The organism is Streptomyces sp. NPDC002176 (assembly GCF_044903645.1).
Taxonomy (GTDB): domain Bacteria; phylum Actinomycetota; class Actinomycetes; order Streptomycetales; family Streptomycetaceae; genus Streptomyces.
The window spans coordinates 1,183,867-1,200,681 of record NZ_JBJDQW010000001.1 but is presented as its reverse complement, the minus strand read 5'-3'; the positions used below and the strand labels follow the sequence as shown (position 1 = coordinate 1,200,681).

Here is a 16,815-nt window from a genome sequence, read left to right as displayed (position 1 = left end):
CTGTTCGTGTGGTTTTCGTGTGTGATCCGTGCAGTTTCGTGGATCTTGAAAAAGTGCACAAGAGTAGACCTCTGGCATATGACAAGGCGGCTGTAGTTCTTGATCACGATTGGTCATGCCGGTGGCGTCGTCGCTGGTGACAGCCGCTGCCCGGCCGTGGGAGTTCCCGGAGTCCTAGTCCGCGCGCCCGTGCCCCGCCTCACCCTCCCCCAGCCACTCCCGCACCTCGTGCCGCAGTGAACGCTGGAACGTGGTCAGGAGGGCCTGGATGACGAGGGGCTGCATGTGGGCGGAGAGGGTGCGGACGTCGCTCGGAGTGTGCTCGGGGACCGCGTCGCGGAGGAGGGCGGAGAGTTCCTGCGCGGCCGCCCGGGAATGGTCGAGGAGGGTGGTGCGCGCGGCGAGGATGACCTCCTGGGAGAAGGGGAGGTCGAGGAGCTGGACGGCGAGGCGCAGCATGCCGGTGTCCACTCGCCAGTCGTCCCCCTCGGCGGCCAGGACGTCCATCGCCGCCAGGCGCCGTACGTCGTCGTCGGTCAGGGGGCGCCCCGCGCGGCGGTCCAGCTCGGTGCGGCCGACCGTCTCCACCGCCTCCGGGGCCCAGGAGGAGACCACCGCCCGGTGCACCGCGAGGTCCTGCTCGGTGAGGTCGGCCGGGAGGCGGCTCAGGTAGCGCTCGATCGCCGCCAGCGTCATCCCCTGCAGCCGCAGCTCCTCGATCAGCGCGAGGCGGGCCAGGTGCGCGTGGCCGTAGCGGCCGACCCGGCGGGGGCCTATCTCGGGGGGCGGGAGCAGACCGCGGGTGCCGTAGAAACGCACCGTGCGCACGGTGACGCCGGACCGCGCGGCCAGCTCGTCGATGGTGAGGGTCGGGTCCTCGGCCTCGGTGGTCATCGCAGCAGTATTGCTGTCGCAGCAGGAGTGTGAAACCCGCGGAGGCACGCGTGTGCAACCGGCGAAGGTCATGTGAGAAGTGCCGCTCTGTGACGTGGACCACCGCATATCGGGTGATCTCTCTGGGAAACTGCTGCCTTGGTCTGTACCGCGACATGATCGTGCGGCGCGGGCCGCCCTGTAAGGAACCGGTCCCTCGTGGCCCGGGAGTACCAGAGAGTGGAACGATCCGTGAGCAAGGACGCCGTTGACTCGGCCCCGGCCGCTGCCCCCACGCAGCAGGCCCAGACGCCCGCGGACGCGGGCGACGCCGGTTACAGCAAGGACCTGAAGCCCCGGCACGTCAACATGATCGCCATCGGCGGTGCCATCGGCACCGGCCTGTTCCTGGGCGCGGGCGGCCGCCTGCACAACGCGGGCCCCGCGCTCGCCCTGGCCTATCTGGTCTGCGGAGTCTTCGCCTTCTTCGTGGTCCGGGCGCTGGGCGAGCTGGTCCTGTACCGCCCGTCCTCCGGGTCCTTCGTGTCGTACGCGCGCGAGTTCCTCGGCGAGAAGGGCGCCTACGTCGCCGGGTGGATGTACTTCCTGAACTGGTCGACCACCGGCATCGCCGACATCACCGCGATCGCGCTCTACACGCACTACTGGAGCATGTTCACGTCCATACCGCAGTGGGTGCTGGCACTCGTCGCGCTGGCCGTGGTGCTCGCCGTGAACCTGATCTCGGTCAAGATCTTCGGCGAGATGGAGTTCTGGTTCTCCATCATCAAGGTCGCCACCCTGGTGGGCTTCATGCTCATCGGCATCTTCCTGCTGGCCACCCAGCACGACGTCGGCGGCCACCAGCCCGGCGTCAGCCTCATCACCGACCACGGCGGGATCTTCCCGCACGGCATGATGCCGGTCGTCCTCGTCATGCAGGGCGTGATCTTCGCGTACGCCGCGCTCGAGCTGGTCGGCGTCGCCGCCGGTGAGACCGAGCAGCCCGAGAAGGTCGTCCCCCGCGCGGTGAACTCGATCATGTGGCGCGTCGGCGTGTTCTACGTCGGCTCGGTCGTGCTGCTCGCCCTGCTGCTGCCCGGCTCGGTGTACACCGCCGACCAGAGCCCGTTCGTGACCGTCCTGTCCAAGGTCGGCATCCCGGCGGCCGGTGACGTGATGAACCTGGTGGTGCTCACCGCCGCCATGTCCTCGCTGAACTCCGGCCTGTACTCCACCGGCCGCATCCTGCGCTCCATGGCCATGGCCGGCTCCGCGCCGAAGTTCACCACCCGGATGAACCGCAGCCAGGTCCCCTACGGCGGCATCCTGCTGACCTGCGCGGTCTGCGTGCTCGGCGTCGGCCTGAACTACCTCGTGCCCAGCCAGGCGTTCGAGATCGTGCTGAACGTCGCCTCGCTCGGCATCATCAGCACCTGGGTGATCATCATGCTCTGCCACATGATCTTCGTCCGCCGCGCCCGCGAGGGCCAGGTCACCCGGCCGCGCTTCCAGCTGAAGTTCAGCCCGGTCACGGAGATCGTCACGATCGCGTTCCTGCTGGTCTGTCTCGGCATGATGTGGAACGACCCCGAGGTCGGCCGCCGCACCCTCTATCTGATCCCGCTGATCGCCGTCCTGCTGGTCGCGGGCTGGTTCGGGGTGCGCCGCCGCGTCACCGCGAACACCGACCGGGAGCTGACCGACCTCACGAAGTAGCAGCTCACGGCCACTGTCAGTGGCAGCCCTTACGGTGGCGTCATGTCGGAGGAGATCGTCTACATCCGGGGTGACGCCACCGCGCCATGTGCGGAGGGCGCCCGCGCGATCGCCCATGTCTGCAACGACTCCGGCCTGGGCGCCGTCCAGCTCGTCAGCGGGCGGCCGGCGGGACGGGGCATCCCCGTCACCGTGTACGACCACGGGGAGGCCGCATGACGGACGTACTGGTGCTGGGCGGAGCCGGGGTGGACACCATCGTCCGCGTGCCCGAGCTGCCGCTGCCCTTCGCCGACAGCTATCACGTCGACACCGGGGTGCACACCCGCGCCGGGCAGACCGGCGACTTCGTCGCGCTCGGGCTGGCCGCGCTGGGCCTCGACGTCCACCACCTCGACCTGATCGGTGACGACCCCGAGGGCGACCTCGTCCGCGCCCTGCACCGGGACCGGGGCATCGCCCTGACCGCGCTGCCCCAGCCCGCCGGGACCAAGCGGGCGGTCAACCTGGTCGGCCCGGACGGCCGCCGCCTCTCCCTGTACGACACCAGCCGCGCCCGCCCCGGCGACCGCTTCCCCGACGACGTGCTGCGCCCCCTCGCGGCGGCCGCCCGGCACGTCCACGTGACCATCACCCCGCCCTGCGCCGAGGCCCTGCCGCTGCTCCGCGAGACCGGCGTGCCGCTCTCCACCGACCTGCACGACTGGGACGGCGAGAACCCGTACCACGAGCCCTACGCCCTCGCCGCCGACCTGGTCTTCGTCTCCGCCGCCGCGCTCCCCGACCCCGAGCGCACCATGCGGCGCATAGCCGAGCGAGGCCGGGCCGAGGTCGTCGTCGCCACGGCGGGCGCCGAGGGTGCCTATCTGCTGGCCGACGGCGAGCTGACCCACGTCCCGCCGGTCACCCCGCCCGCCCCGGTCGTCGACTCCAACGGCGCGGGCGACGCCTTCGCGGCCGCCTTCCTCTACGGCCACCTCGCCGGGGAGACGCCCGAGCGCTGCGCCCGCTACGGCGCGGCAGCGGGCGCCTACGCCTGCACCGTCCCCGCCACCCGCACGGACGCGATAGGCCGCGACGGCCTCCTCGGAGAGGGAGCCGTCACGGCCTAGGACAAAGACGGGACTCAGTGCGCGTGCACGTCGTTCGTCGCCTCGATCTTCCTCCACGACTTCGGCTGGGCCGCGTGAGCCGCCAGCGACCGGGCCGACGAGCCCGAACTCCGCGCGTCCGGCTTCGACGGCTGGAACAGCCAGGTGTCGAAGAGCGCGGCCAGCGGCTTGCCGGACACCTGCTCGGCGTACTTCTGGAAGTCGGCCACCGAGGCGTTGCCGTAGGCGTGCTCCTTCGGCCAGCCCTTCAGCACGGCGAAGAACGCGTCGTCGCCGATCTGCTCGCGCAGCGCCTGCACGGCGAGCGCGCCCCGGTCGTAGACGGCGAGGTCGAACTGCGCGTCCGCGCCGGGGTCACCGGGCTTGACGGTCCAGAACGGGTCGTCGGCCGGGTGCGAGGCGTACACGTAGTCGGCCAGCTCGCGCGTGGTGCCCTCGCCCTCGTGCTCCGACCAGAGCCACTGCGCGTACCGGGCGAAGCCCTCGTTGATCCAGATGTCCTTCCAGCCCTTGAGCGACACGTCGTCGCCGTACCACTGGTGGGCCAGCTCGTGCACGACCACCGAGGTGTTGGAACCGGCCGCGAACTGCTTCGGGCTGTAGTAGACGCGGGTCTGCGTCTCCAGGGCGTACCCGGTGGTGGTGTTCGGGACGTAGCCTCCGGCCGAGGAGAACGGATACGGCCCGAAATAGCCGCTCAGCCAGTCCACCAGCTCACCGGTGCGCTCCACGCTCGCCCGCGCCGCGCCGTCGTTCGCGCCGAGGTCCCGGCTGTACGCGTTGATCACCGGCACCCCGCCCTCGGAGGTGGAGGTGGTGATGTCGAACCGGCCGAGCGCGAGCGTGGCCAGATAGGTGGCCTGCGGCTTGTCCTGGCGCCAGTTGTACCGGGTCCAGCCCAGCTTCGAACTGGTCGACGCCAGCGTGCCGTTGGAGATCGCCTGGGTGCCGTCCGGCACCGCCACCGACACGTCGTAGGTCGCCTTGTCGCTGGGGTGATCGTTGCTCGGGAACCACCACCAGGCCGCCTCGGGCTCGTCGGCCGCGATCGCGCCGTCCGGCGTGCGGTGCCAGGTGGAGAAGCCGTACGCGCTCTTCGTCGACGGCACCCCGCTGTAGCGGACCACCACGGTGACCTGCGTCCCCTTGGCCAGCGGGGTCTTCGGGGTGACGACCAGTTCATGCTCGCCCGATGTGGTGAACGCGGCCTTGGTGCCGTTGACCCGCACCTCGCTGACGTCCAGCAGGAAGTCCAGGTCGAAGCTGGACAGGTCCTGCGTGGTCTTCGCCAGGATGGTCGCGGTGCCCTGCAGCTCATCGGTCTTCGGCTGGTACTGGAGCCTCAGGTCGTAGTGCGAGACGTCGTAGCCGCCGTTGCCGTACTGCGGGTAGTAGGGGTCGCCGATGCCCGGCGCGCCGGGGGCGGACGACGCGGCCGATGCCGGGATCGCCAGCAGGAGGGAGGCCGCGGCCAGGGCGCCCGGTGCGATGATTCTGCGGTGCACGTCAGCTCCAAGTCTTCTGGACAGGAAGTCTGTTCGGAGCCTATTCAGTCCCGGCCGCTCCTGACGTGTCCACGGCCCCTGCTGTCACACGATCGCCATTCAGCCGTCACGCGTCCCGGTGACCGCCGAAAGGCCCTCTTCTGTACGGGTGTTGACGGGAGTAGCGTCCGCCCATGCCGAATCGCTCGCTCTGGAGAATGCTCGCGGTCCTGGCCGTCGGCGCACTGACGGCCGTCCTCCTCGCCCCGACCGCCGCGCAGGCGGCACCGCGCGAGAGCAGGCCCGTGTACTCGTACGCCGATGCCGTCCGCGAGTCCGTCTGGGTGGACACCGGCCTGGACGAGGACGGCGACGGCCGCACCGACCGCGTCGCCGCCGACATCGTCCGCCCCGCCGAAGCCGCCCGCGCGGGCCGCAAGGTGCCCGTCATCATGGACGCCAGCCCCTACTACTCCTGCTGCGGCCGCGGCAACGAGAGCCAGCTGAAGACGTACGACGCGCAGGGGCACGTCGTGCAGATGCCGCTCTTCTACGACAACTACTTCGTGCCGCGCGGCTACGCGTTCGTCGGCGTCGACCTCACCGGCACCAACCGCAGCGACGGCTGTGTGGACGTCGGCGGCCGCTCCGACATCCGCTCCGCCAAGGCCGTCGTCGACTGGCTCGGCGGCCGGGCCCGCGGCTACACCACCCGCACGGGCAGCACCCCGGCCAGGGCGAGCTGGACCACCGGCGCCACCGGCATGATCGGCAAGAGCTGGGACGCCACCATCGCCAACGGCGTCGCCGCCACCGGCGTCCAGAACCTGAAGACCATCGTGCCGATCAGCGGCATCTCCTCCTGGTACGACTACTACTTCGCCCAGGGCGCCCAGCTCTACGACGGCGGGCCCGACGAACTCGCGGGATACGTGGAGCGCGAGGGAGTCCACTGCGCCGCCGTACAGAAGAAACTCGCCGACGGCAGCCCCGACTCCGGCGACTGGACCCGGCTGTGGACCGAGCGGGACTACGTGAAGGACGCGGGCAAGGTCCGCGCCAGCGTGTTCCTGGTGCACGGCATGCAGGATCTCAACGTCCGCACCAAGCACTTCGGACAGTGGTGGGACGCGCTGGCGAAGCACGGCGTCGAGCGCAAGATCTGGCTCTCCCAGACCGGCCACGTCGACCCCTTCGACTACCGGCGCGGCGCCTGGGTCGACACCCTGCACCGCTGGTTCGACCACGAACTCCTCGGCTACGACAACGGCATCGACCGCGAGCCCATGGCCGACATCGAACGCCACCCCGACCAGTGGACCACCTCCACCGTCTGGCCCCCGCGCGACACCCGGACCACCACCCTGTACCCGGCCCGCGGCAGCACGCCCGGCGTCGGCACCCTGGGCCTCGGCCGGGCCACCGGCACCGAGACCTTCACCGACGACCCGAGCTGGAGCGAGACCGACTGGGCGGCCGACCTCACCAAGCCGACCCCCGACAAGGCCGCCTTCATCACCCCGGCACTCACCGGCCCGCTGCGGATCTCCGGCTCCTCCCGGGTGACCGTCACCGCCACCCCGAGCACCGCCTCCGCCCACCTGTCCGCCGTCCTGGTCGACCTCGGCCCCGACACCATCCGCGACTACGCCGACGGCGGCGAGGGCATCACCACCCTCACCGAGCGCACCTGCTTCGGCGAGAGCACGGCCGGGGACAGCGCCTGCTTCAAGACCACCGCCGCGAAGACGGCCGACGTCGGCGCCACCGTCGTCAGCCGGGGCTGGGCCGACCTCGGCCATCACGCCTCGCTCGCCAAGGGCGTCCCGCTCACCCCCGGCCGCGCCTACACGATGACCCTCGACCTCGCCGCCACCGACCACGTCGTACCCGAGGGCCACCGGCTGGCGCTGGTCGTCGCGGGCACCGACAAGGACCTCATCGAACCGCCCGCCACCCGCCCCACCCTCACCCTCGACCTCTCCCGCACCACCGCCCGCCTCCCGCTGACCGGCGGCCCCGCCGCCCTGGCCCGAGCGACGGCGGCGACGCCCGCGCCCGCACAGCGCACCCTCACCGTCGTCGGCACCCCGAGCTGCCTGACCGGCCACGGCGACGGCTGCACCGGCACCGGACCGGACACCCCCTAGGAGGGGCGCGGCTCCGACGCCACACCGTCCAGCGCCGTACGACCCCGTACACCCTCGACCACGCGTACGCCCGCCGACCACTTGGCCCCGCTCCCGCCCGCCACCGCGGGCGGGAGCGGGGAAGCCCGCGCCCTCGGCCGACCGCTGCTTGGGCCGGACGTGGGAATACTCATCTCATGTCACCCGCCTACGCCACCTTCGGCCTGGAACCGGCGACCCGCGTCGGCGCCGTCCTCGCCGACGGCGGCTACCAGGTCCACCGCGACTTCGTGGACTTCGTCGTCGACGGCAGCCCGCTGCTGTTCCGGCTCGCCGACCTGGACGCCGTGTCGCCGCTCGCCTCCGACCTCCCGCCCGCCGTGCTCGACGCCCAGGTCCGCGCGCTGCTGCTGGAGGACGAACCCCCGCTGCCCGGCGGCCGGTTCGTGCTCTACGGCTGCCCGGAGTGCGCCGACCTGGGCTGCGGCGCCGTCACCGTCGTCATCGAACGGGACGGCGACGACTACCGCTGGCGGGACTTCGCCTGGCAGACCGGCGAACACGTGGACCTCGAACGCGACGGCTACCACGGCACCGGCCCGTTCCGCTTCCACGGCCCCGCCTACCGCGCCGCCCTCACCGCGCTGCTCAACGGCACCCACGACGCCACCCCACCGCGCCGGGTGCTCCTCATCGGCCCCCGCGCCGGTCTCCTCGCCAGGCTCGCGGCCGCCCTGCGCGGCATCGGCATCGGCGCCGACATCACCCCGGACGCCACCGACGTCCCGGCCGCGGAACTCACCTCGTACGGCGCCGCGCTGACCGTCTCGGAGCCGCAACGGGCCGCCCTGCGCGAGGTGTTCGCGCGCACCGGCATCGTCCTCGTGGACGCGCCCGCTCCCGTCGTCCCGCTCCTCGTCGCCCAACTCCAGCAGGCCCTGGACCAGGCTCCGGAAGGGCGCCGCCGCCTCACCGCGCTGACCGCGACCCCGTACGCCGCCGAGATCGAGGTGACCGCGCCGGGCCGCGTCCAGCTCACCGCGTACCGCTTCGACCGGCTCCGCCGCACCCGCGTCCACACCGTCCTGGACGCCACCCTCGGCCCCGGCCACCACCGGCTGCCGCTCGACCCGAGGACGGTCCGGGGCGAGGCGTACCTCGTGGCGCGCACCTCCGGCGGGGTCCTGGTGGCACCGGTCCGGGGCCGCCCGGCCCGCGACTAAAATCAGCGTCCTGATGACTGCCACCCTCGTCGCCAAGAACCTCGCCGCCGGCCACGGCGACCGCTCCCTCTTCACCGGGCTCGACCTCGTCGTCGCGCCCGGTGACGTGATCGGGCTGGTCGGTGCCAACGGCGCGGGCAAGTCCACGCTGCTGAAGATGCTCGCCGGGCTCACCCAGCCCGAGGACGGCGAGCTGCGGCTCTCCCCGCCGACCGCGACCGTCGGCCACCTCCCGCAGGAGCCGGAGCGCAGGGAGGGCGAGTCCGTACGGGACTTCCTGGCCCGCCGCACCGGCGTCGCCGAGGCCCAGCGCACCATGGACGAGGCCACCCAGGCACTGGTCGACGGCGCGCCCGGCGCCGACGACGCCTACGCCACCGCCCTGGACCGCTGGCTCAACCTGGGCGGCGCCGACCTGGACGAACGCGCCGAGGACGTGGCAGGCACCCTCGGCCTCGCCGTCGGCCTGGACCGGCCCATGACCTCCCTGTCCGGCGGCCAGGCCGCCCGCGCCGGACTCGCCTCCCTGCTGCTCTCCCGCTACGACGTCTTCCTGCTGGACGAGCCCACCAACGACCTCGACCTCGACGGCCTGGAGCGGCTGGAACGCTTCGTCACCGGGCTGCGCGCGGGCACCGTCGTCGTCAGCCACGACCGCGAGTTCCTCACCCGCACCGTCACCAAGGTCCTCGAACTCGACCTGGCCCAGCAGCAGATCAACCTCTACGGCGGCGGCTACGCGGCCTATCTGGAGGAGCGGGACGTGTCCCGCAGGCACGCCCGCGAGGACTACGAGGAGTACGCCGACAAGCGCGCCGCCCTCCAGGACCGCGCGCAGACGCAGCGCTCCTGGATGGACAAGGGCGTCAAGAACGCCCGGCGCAAGGCGGGCTCCGACAACGACAAGATCGGCCGCAAGTTCCGCAGCGAGGCCAGCGAGAAGCAGGCCGCCAAGGCCCGGCAGACCCAGCGGATGATCGAGCGCCTGGAGGTGGTCGAGGAGCCCCGCAAGGAGTGGGAGCTGCGTATGGAGATCGCCGCCGCCCCGCGCTCCGGCGCGGTCGTCGCCACGCTCCGGGACGCCGAGGTCCGGCGCGACGGCTTCACCTTCGGCCCGGTCTCGCTCCAGGTCGACTGGGCCGACCGGATCGCGGTCACTGGGGCCAACGGCGCGGGCAAGTCCACCCTGCTCGGCGCCCTGCTCGGCCGGGTCCCGCTGGACGCCGGGGACGCCACGCTCGGCTCGGGGGTGCTGGTCGGCGAGGTCGACCAGGCCCGCAAGCTGTTCCACGGCTCCGAGTCCCTGCTCGACGCCTTCCAGGCGGCCGTCCCGGACACCGAACCGGCGGAGGTACGCACCCTGCTCGCCAAGTTCGGCCTGAAGTCCGACCATGTACTGCGCCCGGCCGTGTCCCTCTCGCCCGGCGAACGCACCCGCGCCGCCCTCGCCCTGCTCCAGGGCCGGGGCGTCAACCTGCTGGTGCTGGACGAGCCGACCAACCATCTCGACCTGCCCGCCATCGAACAGCTGGAGTCGGCCCTCGACTCCTACGACGGCACCCTGCTGCTGGTCACCCACGACCGCCGCATGCTGGACGCGATCAAGGTGACGCGCCGCCTGGAGGTCGCGGACGGCAAGGTCACCGAACGCTGACCCCCGTTCTCGGCCCGGCGGCAAGGCCGGGCCGAGAACGGGGAGCGGATCAGCGGCGGCCCTTCTTCGGGTCTAGCAGGCCCGCGCGGCGCAGCGCGTCGGCCATGGCGTCGTTGGCCGGTGCCGGGGCCGGACGGCCGCCCCGGTCCCTGCCGCCACCGCTACCCCGGCCCTGACCGCCCTGGCCCTGACCCTGGCGGCCCTGACCACCCTGGCCCTGCCGCTGCTGCGGCGGGCGGCCGCCACCGCCCCGCTGCTGACGGGGAGCACCCGGCTCCCGCGCGGCCGCCTCGTCGTCCAGGCGCAGCGTCAGCGCGATCCGCTTGCGCGGGATGTCCACGTCCAGGACCTTCACCTTGACGATGTCACCCGGCTTGGCGACATCACGCGGGTCCTTGACGAACGTCTTGGACATCGCCGACACGTGCACCAGGCCGTCCTGGTGGACGCCGATGTCCACGAACGCGCCGAAGGCGGCCACGTTCGTCACCACGCCCTCCAGCACCATCCCGGCGGACAGGTCGGAGATCTTCTCCACACCCTCCTTGAAGGTGGCCGTCTTGAACGCCGGACGCGGGTCACGCCCCGGCTTCTCCAGCTCCTTCAGGATGTCGGAGACGGTCGGCAGACCGAAGGTGTCGTCCACGAAGTCGGCGGGCCTGAGCGAGCGCAGCACCCCGGTGTTGCCGACCAGCGAGGCCACGTCCTGCCCCGCCGTCTTCACCATCCGCCGCACCACCGGGTACGCCTCCGGGTGCACGCTGGAGGAGTCCAGCGGGTCCGAGCCGCCCCGGATGCGCAGGAAGCCCGCGCACTGCTCGTACGCCTTCGGGCCCAGTCGGGACACCTTCTTCAGCTCCACGCGGGAGGTGAACGGGCCGTTGGTGTCCCGGTGCGTCACGATGTTCTCGGCCAGCGTGGCGGAGATGCCGGACACCCGCGAAAGCAGCGGCACGGACGCGGTGTTGACGTCCACACCGACACCGTTCACACAGTCCTCGACCACCGCGTCCAGCGAGCGGGACAGCTTCACCTCGGACAGGTCGTGCTGGTACTGGCCGACGCCGATCGACTTCGGGTCGATCTTCACCAGCTCGGCCAGCGGGTCCTGCAGACGCCGCGCGATGGAGACCGCGCCGCGCAACGACACGTCCATACCGGGCAGTTCACGGGAGGCGTACTCCGACGCCGAGTACACCGACGCGCCCGCCTCGGACACCATCACCTTGGTGAGGTTCAACTCCGGGTGCTTGGCGATGAGTTCGGTCGCCAGCTTGTCCGTCTCGCGGGAGGCGGTGCCATTGCCGATGGCGACCAGGTCGACCGTGTGCTCCTTCGCCAGCCGGGCCAGCTTGGCGATCGCCTCGTCCCACTTGTTGGCGGGCACGTGCGGGTAGATCACATCGGTGGCGACGGCCTTGCCGGTCGCGTCGACCACGGCCACCTTCACCCCGGTACGGAAACCGGGGTCCAGGCCCAGCGTGGCGCGGGTCCCGGCCGGGGCGGCCAGCAGCAGATCGCGCAGGTTGGCGGCGAACACGTCGACCGCCTCGTCCTCGGCGGCCGTACGCAGCCGCAGCCGCAGGTCGATGCCGAGGTGCACCAGGACGCGGGTGCGCCAGGCCCAACGGACCGTGTCGCCAAGCCACTTGTCACCGGGACGGCCACGGTCCGCGATGCCGAACCGGTTCGCGATGACGCCCTCGTACGAGGACCGGCCCTCCGTCGGCTCCTCCGGCTCCAGGACGAGGTCGAGGACCTCCTCCTTCTCGCCGCGCAGCATCGCCAGAATCCGGTGCGAGGGGAGCGCGGTGAACGGCTCGGTGAAGTCGAAGTAGTCGGCGAACTTGGCGCCCGCCTCCTCCTTGCCGTCCCGCACCTTGGCGGCCAGCCGACCGCGCGTCCACATCCGCTCGCGCAGCTCGCCGATCAGGTCGGCGTCCTCGGAGAACCGCTCCGTCAGGATCGCCCGCGCGCCGTCCAGCGCGGCCTGCGGGTCCGCGACGCCCTTGTCGGCGTCCACGAACGCGGCCGCGGCGGCCGCCGGTTCCACCGACGGGTCGCTCAACAGCCCCTCCGCCAGCGGCTCCAGACCGGCCTCCCGCGCGATCTGCGCCTTGGTGCGCCGCTTGGGCTTGTACGGCAGGTAGATGTCCTCCAGGCGGGCCTTGGTCTCGGCACCCCGGATGCGCTCCTGAAGCTCGTCGGTGAGCTTGCCCTGCTCGCGCACCGACTCCAGGATCGCGCTCCGCCGCTCCTCCAGCTCACGCAGATACCGCAGCCGCTCCTCGAGGGTGCGCAGCTGGGAGTCGTCGAGACTCTCGGTCGCCTCCTTGCGGTAGCGGGCGATGAAGGGCACCGTCGAACCGCCGTCCAGCAGCTCCACCGCGGCCTTCACCTGCCGCTCCCGTACGCCGAGTTCTCCGGCGATCCTGCTTTCGATGGACCCTGTGAGGGGTGTCGTCACGATCCCATCCGCCTTCTCCGCTGAACGTTGCGCGGCAATTGTGGCAGGCGGCACGGGGAAACGGACGACAGGGCGCACCGGTCGCCCGCGTCAGGCCCGCCCGCTGGAGGCCCCGCCGAACAGCCGGGCGAGCGCCCGGAACGGCAGGGTGACGACGGTGGCGATGGCGCCACCTATCTGGCGCAGCACATCGGCGATGGCACGGAACATGAGAGAACTCCAATCCACCGGGCGGTTGCCCGGTCCGCACCGGGTACCCCCAGGTCGTCGGCGCACGCCCGGTCACATCCGCCGATCCCGGTGGCAGGAAAGGTGGGGTATCCGTCATTGCGGACACCGTCGGCCCGCCGAAGAATCGAGGTATGCCGCAGCCCGCCCCGCGCACCGTCCTCCTCGTCCTCTTCGACGACGTGCAGAGCCTCGACGTCACCGGCCCGCTGGAGGTCTTCTCCGGCGCCGAGCGGCTCGCGCCGGGCAGCTACCGCCTGGTCACCGCCTCCCTGGACGGCGGCCCGGTGCGCACCTCCAGCGGCCTCACCCTCGTACCCGACCTGGCGCTCACCGCCGCACCCGCCCCGCACACCCTGCTGGTCCCCGGCGGCGAGGGCACCCGCCGTCCGGACCCGGCACTGGTCGAGTGGCTGCGCGCCCGCGGAACCGGGGCTGCGCGCCTGGTGTCGGTGTGCACCGGCGCCCTCCTGCTCGCCGCCGCCGGACTGCTCGACGGCCGCCGCGCCACCACGCACTGGGCGTACTGCGACCGGCTGGCCCGCGAGCATCCGGCGGTCACGGTGGAACCCGAGCCGATCTATGTGCGCGACGGACATGTGGCCACCTCGGCGGGCGTCACCTCGGGCATCGACCTGGCGCTGGCACTGGTGGAGGACGACCTGGACCGGGAGACCGCGCTCACCATCGCCCGGCACCTGGTGGTCTTCCTGCGCAGGCCCGGCAACCAGGCGCAGTTCAGCGTCCAGCTGTCCGCGCAGACCGCCTCCCGCGAGCCGCTGCGGGAGGTCCAGCGCTGGATCACCGACCACCCGGACGCCGACCTCTCCGTCGACGCCCTCTCGGCCCGCGCCCGGCTCTCGCCACGCCACTTCGCCCGCGCCTTCACCGCCGAGACCGGCACGACACCGGGCCGCTATGTCGACCGCGTCCGGCTGGAACACGCCCGCAGGCTCCTGGAGGACACCTCCGCCTCGGTCGAGGAGGTCGCCCGCGCGAGCGGCTACGGCACCCCCGAGGCCATGCGCCGCGCCTTCCTCAAGGCGCTCGGCACCGCCCCGGCGGAGTACCGCCGCCGCTTCCACCCCGTACTCCCGCGCTGACCCCGGCGCGAGACGTCGAAAGGACCGCCATGCAGATCGCCATCGTCCTCTACGACCGCTTCACCGCCCTGGACGCGGTCGGACCGTACGAGATCCTCGCCCGCACACCGGACGCGGAGACCGTCTTCGTCGCCGAGCAGGCCGGACCCGTGCGCACCGACACCGGCAAACTCGCCCTGGTCGCCGACCGGTCCCTGGCCGAAGTCACCAGCCCCGATGTGGTGGTGGTGCCGGGCGGGCCCGGCCAGAGCGCGCTGATGGAGCACACCCCGCTGCTCGACTGGCTGCGCCAGGTGGACGCCACCAGCACCTGGACCACCTCGGTGTGCACCGGATCCCTGCTGCTGGGCGCCGCCGGACTGCTGGAGGGCCGCCGCGCCACCTCGCACTGGCTCGCCGTCGACACGCTGCGGCGGTTCGGCGCCGAGCCCGTGAGGGAGCGCGTGGTGACCGACGGAAAGTACGTCACGGCCGCCGGAGTCTCCGCCGGGATCGACATGGGCCTCACCCTGCTCGGGAAGCTGGCGGGCGACGAAACCGCCCAAGGCGTCCAGCTCGCCACCGAGTACGACCCGCGGCCGCCCTACGACGCCGGTTCGCCGGACAAGGCGCCCGCCCACCTGGTCGACGCCCTGCGCGAGCGCAGCCGGTTCATCCTGTCGTAGGCACGCTCCAGGTGAACCGGGGCTGCCGGCGCTCCAGGAAGGCGGTCACGCCCTCTTCCGTGTCGGTCGAGGCGAGGGCCTGGGCGGTCCAGTGGGCGTCGCGGCCGGTGTGGCCGTCGGCGTACTCCTTCGCTGCGGCCTGGGTGAGCTGGGAGCGGGTGGCCAGGGTGGCGGTGAGGGCGGCGACCCGCTTGTCCAGCTCACCGACCGGCAGCACCTCGTCCACCAGGCCGGTGCGCAGGGCGCGTTCGGTGTCGATCAACTCGGCCGAGAAGAGGAGGTACTTGGCGGTGGCGGGGCCGACCAGGGAGACCAGGCGCCGGGTGGAGGAGGCGGGGTAGACGATGCCGAGCCGCGCCGGGGTCACGCCGAACAGCGCGCCCTCCTCCGCCAGCCGCAGATCGCAGGCGGCCGCGAGCTGTGCCCCGCCGCCCACGCAGTGGCCCTTGATCGCGGCGAGCGTCGGCTTGGGGAACGCGGCCAGCGCCTCCTCCGCGGCCACCGCGAGACCCTGCGCCTCGGTGGGCGAATCCAGCAGCGTGGAGATGTCGGCGCCCGCGCAGAAGGTCCCGCCCTCTCCGGTGAGCACCAGCGCGCGCACCTCGGGATCGGCGGCCAGGTCCGCCAGCAGCGGGGGCAGCGCCCCCCACATCGCGGCCGTCATGGCGTTGCGCTTGGCCGGGTGGCGGATGACGACGGTGGCGACGCGGTCGGTGACGTCGTGCGTCAGCTGGGGCTCCATGCGGCGGATGCTATCGGCGGGTGCCGGTCACGGCCGGGTGAGTTAGCTCGCACCACCCGAGGGACAAAAGGAGAGAAGAACAGCGAACTGGGGCGATCAAGGAGGCGGCGATGGCCAGATCCGGCAAAACCGGGGCGAGGGGCGCGAAGGGCCTGAGCCGGAGCTTCAGTTGGCTCGCGGTGCTCGGGGTGATCCTGCTGATCGCCGGGATCGTCGGCCTGGTCTACACGGCGGCGGCCACCCTGACCTCGATGATCCTCTTCGGCTGGCTGCTGCTGATCGGTGGCATCGTGGGCCTGCTGCACTCGGTGCAGGCGCGCGGCACCAACTTCTTCTGGCTCGGCGTCATCGTGGCCGCCCTGAACATCGCCGCCGGGATCGTCGTCATCCGGATGCCGCACGCGGCGGCCGACGCCCTGACCATGTTCGCCGCCCTGCTGTTCCTCGCCGCGGGCCTGTTCCGGCTGGTCGGGAGCGTGATCGTGCGCGGCCCCCAGTTCGGCTGGACCCTGCTGCTCGGCGCGTTCGACCTGCTGCTGGGCATCCTGGTGCTGGCGAGCTGGCCGGGGAGCAGCCAGTACGTCATCGGCTGCTTCTTCTCCCTCGCCCTGCTCTTCGACGGCCTCGGCCTGATCGCCGCCGGATACGGCGGCCGCAGGGTCGTCGGAATGGTGGACGACAGGGCGACCGTGTGAAGGTCCCGTACAGACCTGACCAACACGTACAACCTGAATAGTTCTCGGACCGGACATCTGGACGACAAGAACGGTCGTCCACGTGAACACACCGTACGAGAGCGATCGGAACTGTTCGATACCCGCTGACTTGTGTTCAGTCCTCCGGGGCGGAGCCCATCGTTACCAACACTCGACGTGTGGTGACAATCGAGCGCGAGGGTGGCGACCGGACGATGGACAACCACGGGCGCGGGGGTGTGCCGCGGCCGCCGGAGGCCGCCGGGCCACCGCCCGAACCCCTGCCGTACGAGGGTGTGTGGCGGTTCACCGCCCCCGCCGTGGACGCCTCGGTCCCGCAGGCGCGGCACGCCGTGCGGGACCTGTTGATGCGCCAGGGCGTACCGGTCGCGGACGAAGTGGTGGACGGGCTGCTGCTGATCGTCTCCGAGCTGGTCACGAACGCCGTCAAGCACGCGGCGCTGCTCTCCCCGATGCTCGGGGTCGAAGTGGCCGTCGGCGCCGAGTGGGTCCGGGTCTCGGTGGAGGACAACCACCCCTACCGCCCCACCGCGTTGGAGGCCGACCACGCCCAGACCGGCGGCCGGGGCCTGCTGCTGGTGCGCGAGGTGGCGCGGGAGGCGGGCGGCGCGGTCGACGTGGAGCACACGGCGAGCGGCGGCAAGGTGATCTGGGCCGCCCTGCCGCTCAAACCCGCGCTGTCCAGATGAGGGTCCGCGAG

General features: G+C 71.9%; 15 protein-coding genes. 10 read left to right on the top strand and 5 right to left on the bottom strand.

What is annotated here, in order from left to right; genetic code table 11:
- Window positions 1–174: 174 nt before the first annotated feature.
- A complete protein-coding gene (locus ACI2LY_RS05350) occupies window positions 175–894 on the bottom strand; it encodes a MerR family transcriptional regulator (RefSeq protein WP_404705965.1) in 720 nt (239 codons plus the stop codon).
- Between the two features lie 231 nt (window positions 895–1,125).
- Between ACI2LY_RS05350 and ACI2LY_RS05345 the strand changes: the two genes are divergently transcribed.
- From ACI2LY_RS05345 to ACI2LY_RS05335, 3 genes are read left to right on the top strand one after another with little or no spacing between them, the layout of a single operon-like run.
- A complete protein-coding gene (locus ACI2LY_RS05345) occupies window positions 1,126–2,592 on the top strand; it encodes an amino acid permease (protein WP_404705964.1) in 1,467 nt (488 codons plus the stop codon).
- Between the two features lie 42 nt (window positions 2,593–2,634).
- On the top strand, window positions 2,635–2,811 hold the full coding sequence (locus ACI2LY_RS05340) for a hypothetical protein (protein WP_404705963.1): 177 nt from the start codon (window positions 2,635–2,637) through the stop codon (window positions 2,809–2,811).
- A complete protein-coding gene (locus ACI2LY_RS05335) occupies window positions 2,808–3,704 on the top strand; it encodes a PfkB family carbohydrate kinase (RefSeq protein WP_404705962.1) in 897 nt (298 codons plus the stop codon). Before ACI2LY_RS05340 ends, ACI2LY_RS05335 begins: the two co-directional genes overlap by 4 nt.
- A 14-nt stretch (window positions 3,705–3,718) precedes the next feature.
- Here the strand turns inward: ACI2LY_RS05335 and ACI2LY_RS05330 are convergent, their stop codons facing one another.
- Complete coding sequence (locus tag ACI2LY_RS05330) at window positions 3,719–5,209, bottom strand: M1 family metallopeptidase (RefSeq protein WP_404705961.1); 1,491 nt, start codon at window positions 5,207–5,209, stop codon at window positions 3,719–3,721.
- Window positions 5,210–5,382: 173 nt separating this feature from the next.
- On the opposite strand from ACI2LY_RS05330, the gene ACI2LY_RS05325 reads away from it, so the two are divergent.
- From ACI2LY_RS05325 to ACI2LY_RS05315, 3 genes are all read left to right on the top strand, one after another.
- Window positions 5,383–7,338 (top strand): Xaa-Pro dipeptidyl-peptidase, encoded by a 1,956-nt coding sequence (locus ACI2LY_RS05325; RefSeq protein ID WP_404705960.1) that lies wholly within the window; start codon window positions 5,383–5,385, stop codon window positions 7,336–7,338.
- 176 nt (window positions 7,339–7,514) lie between these two features.
- Window positions 7,515–8,540 (top strand): oxidoreductase, encoded by a 1,026-nt coding sequence (locus ACI2LY_RS05320; RefSeq protein ID WP_404705959.1) that lies wholly within the window; start codon window positions 7,515–7,517, stop codon window positions 8,538–8,540.
- A gap of 13 nt (window positions 8,541–8,553) precedes the next feature.
- Window positions 8,554–10,194, top strand: a complete 1,641-nt coding sequence (locus tag ACI2LY_RS05315) for an ABC-F family ATP-binding cassette domain-containing protein (RefSeq protein ID WP_404705958.1) — start codon at window positions 8,554–8,556, stop codon at window positions 10,192–10,194.
- 49 nt (window positions 10,195–10,243) lie between these two features.
- Here the strand turns inward: ACI2LY_RS05315 and ACI2LY_RS05310 are convergent, their stop codons facing one another.
- Complete coding sequence (locus ACI2LY_RS05310; protein WP_404705957.1) at window positions 10,244–12,661, bottom strand: Tex family protein; 2,418 nt, start codon at window positions 12,659–12,661, stop codon at window positions 10,244–10,246.
- 90 nt (window positions 12,662–12,751) lie between these two features.
- Complete coding sequence (locus tag ACI2LY_RS05305) at window positions 12,752–12,871, bottom strand: LPFR motif small protein (RefSeq protein ID WP_254641675.1); 120 nt, start codon at window positions 12,869–12,871, stop codon at window positions 12,752–12,754.
- 152 nt (window positions 12,872–13,023) lie between these two features.
- Between ACI2LY_RS05305 and ACI2LY_RS05300 the strand changes: the two genes are divergently transcribed.
- Window positions 13,024–13,992: a GlxA family transcriptional regulator gene (locus ACI2LY_RS05300; protein WP_404705956.1), complete on the top strand. Its 969-nt coding sequence runs from the start codon at window positions 13,024–13,026 to the stop codon at window positions 13,990–13,992.
- A 29-nt stretch (window positions 13,993–14,021) separates the two neighbouring features.
- Window positions 14,022–14,657: a DJ-1/PfpI family protein gene (locus ACI2LY_RS05295; protein WP_404705955.1), complete on the top strand. Its 636-nt coding sequence runs from the start codon at window positions 14,022–14,024 to the stop codon at window positions 14,655–14,657.
- On the opposite strand, the gene ACI2LY_RS05290 is transcribed toward ACI2LY_RS05295, so the two are convergent.
- A complete protein-coding gene (locus ACI2LY_RS05290; protein ID WP_404705954.1) occupies window positions 14,644–15,399 on the bottom strand; it encodes an enoyl-CoA hydratase/isomerase family protein in 756 nt (251 codons plus the stop codon). The two genes, ACI2LY_RS05295 and ACI2LY_RS05290, sit on opposite strands and share 14 nt — an antisense overlap.
- Window positions 15,400–15,509: 110 nt before the next feature.
- On the opposite strand from ACI2LY_RS05290, the gene ACI2LY_RS05285 reads away from it, so the two are divergent.
- Together ACI2LY_RS05285 and ACI2LY_RS05280 are read left to right on the top strand one after the other, a co-directional pair.
- Complete coding sequence (locus tag ACI2LY_RS05285; RefSeq protein ID WP_404705953.1) at window positions 15,510–16,094, top strand: HdeD family acid-resistance protein; 585 nt, start codon at window positions 15,510–15,512, stop codon at window positions 16,092–16,094.
- A gap of 215 nt (window positions 16,095–16,309) precedes the next feature.
- Window positions 16,310–16,804, top strand: coding sequence for an ATP-binding protein (locus ACI2LY_RS05280; protein WP_404706481.1), 495 nt, complete (start codon window positions 16,310–16,312; stop codon window positions 16,802–16,804).
- Window positions 16,805–16,815: the final 11 nt, after the last annotated feature.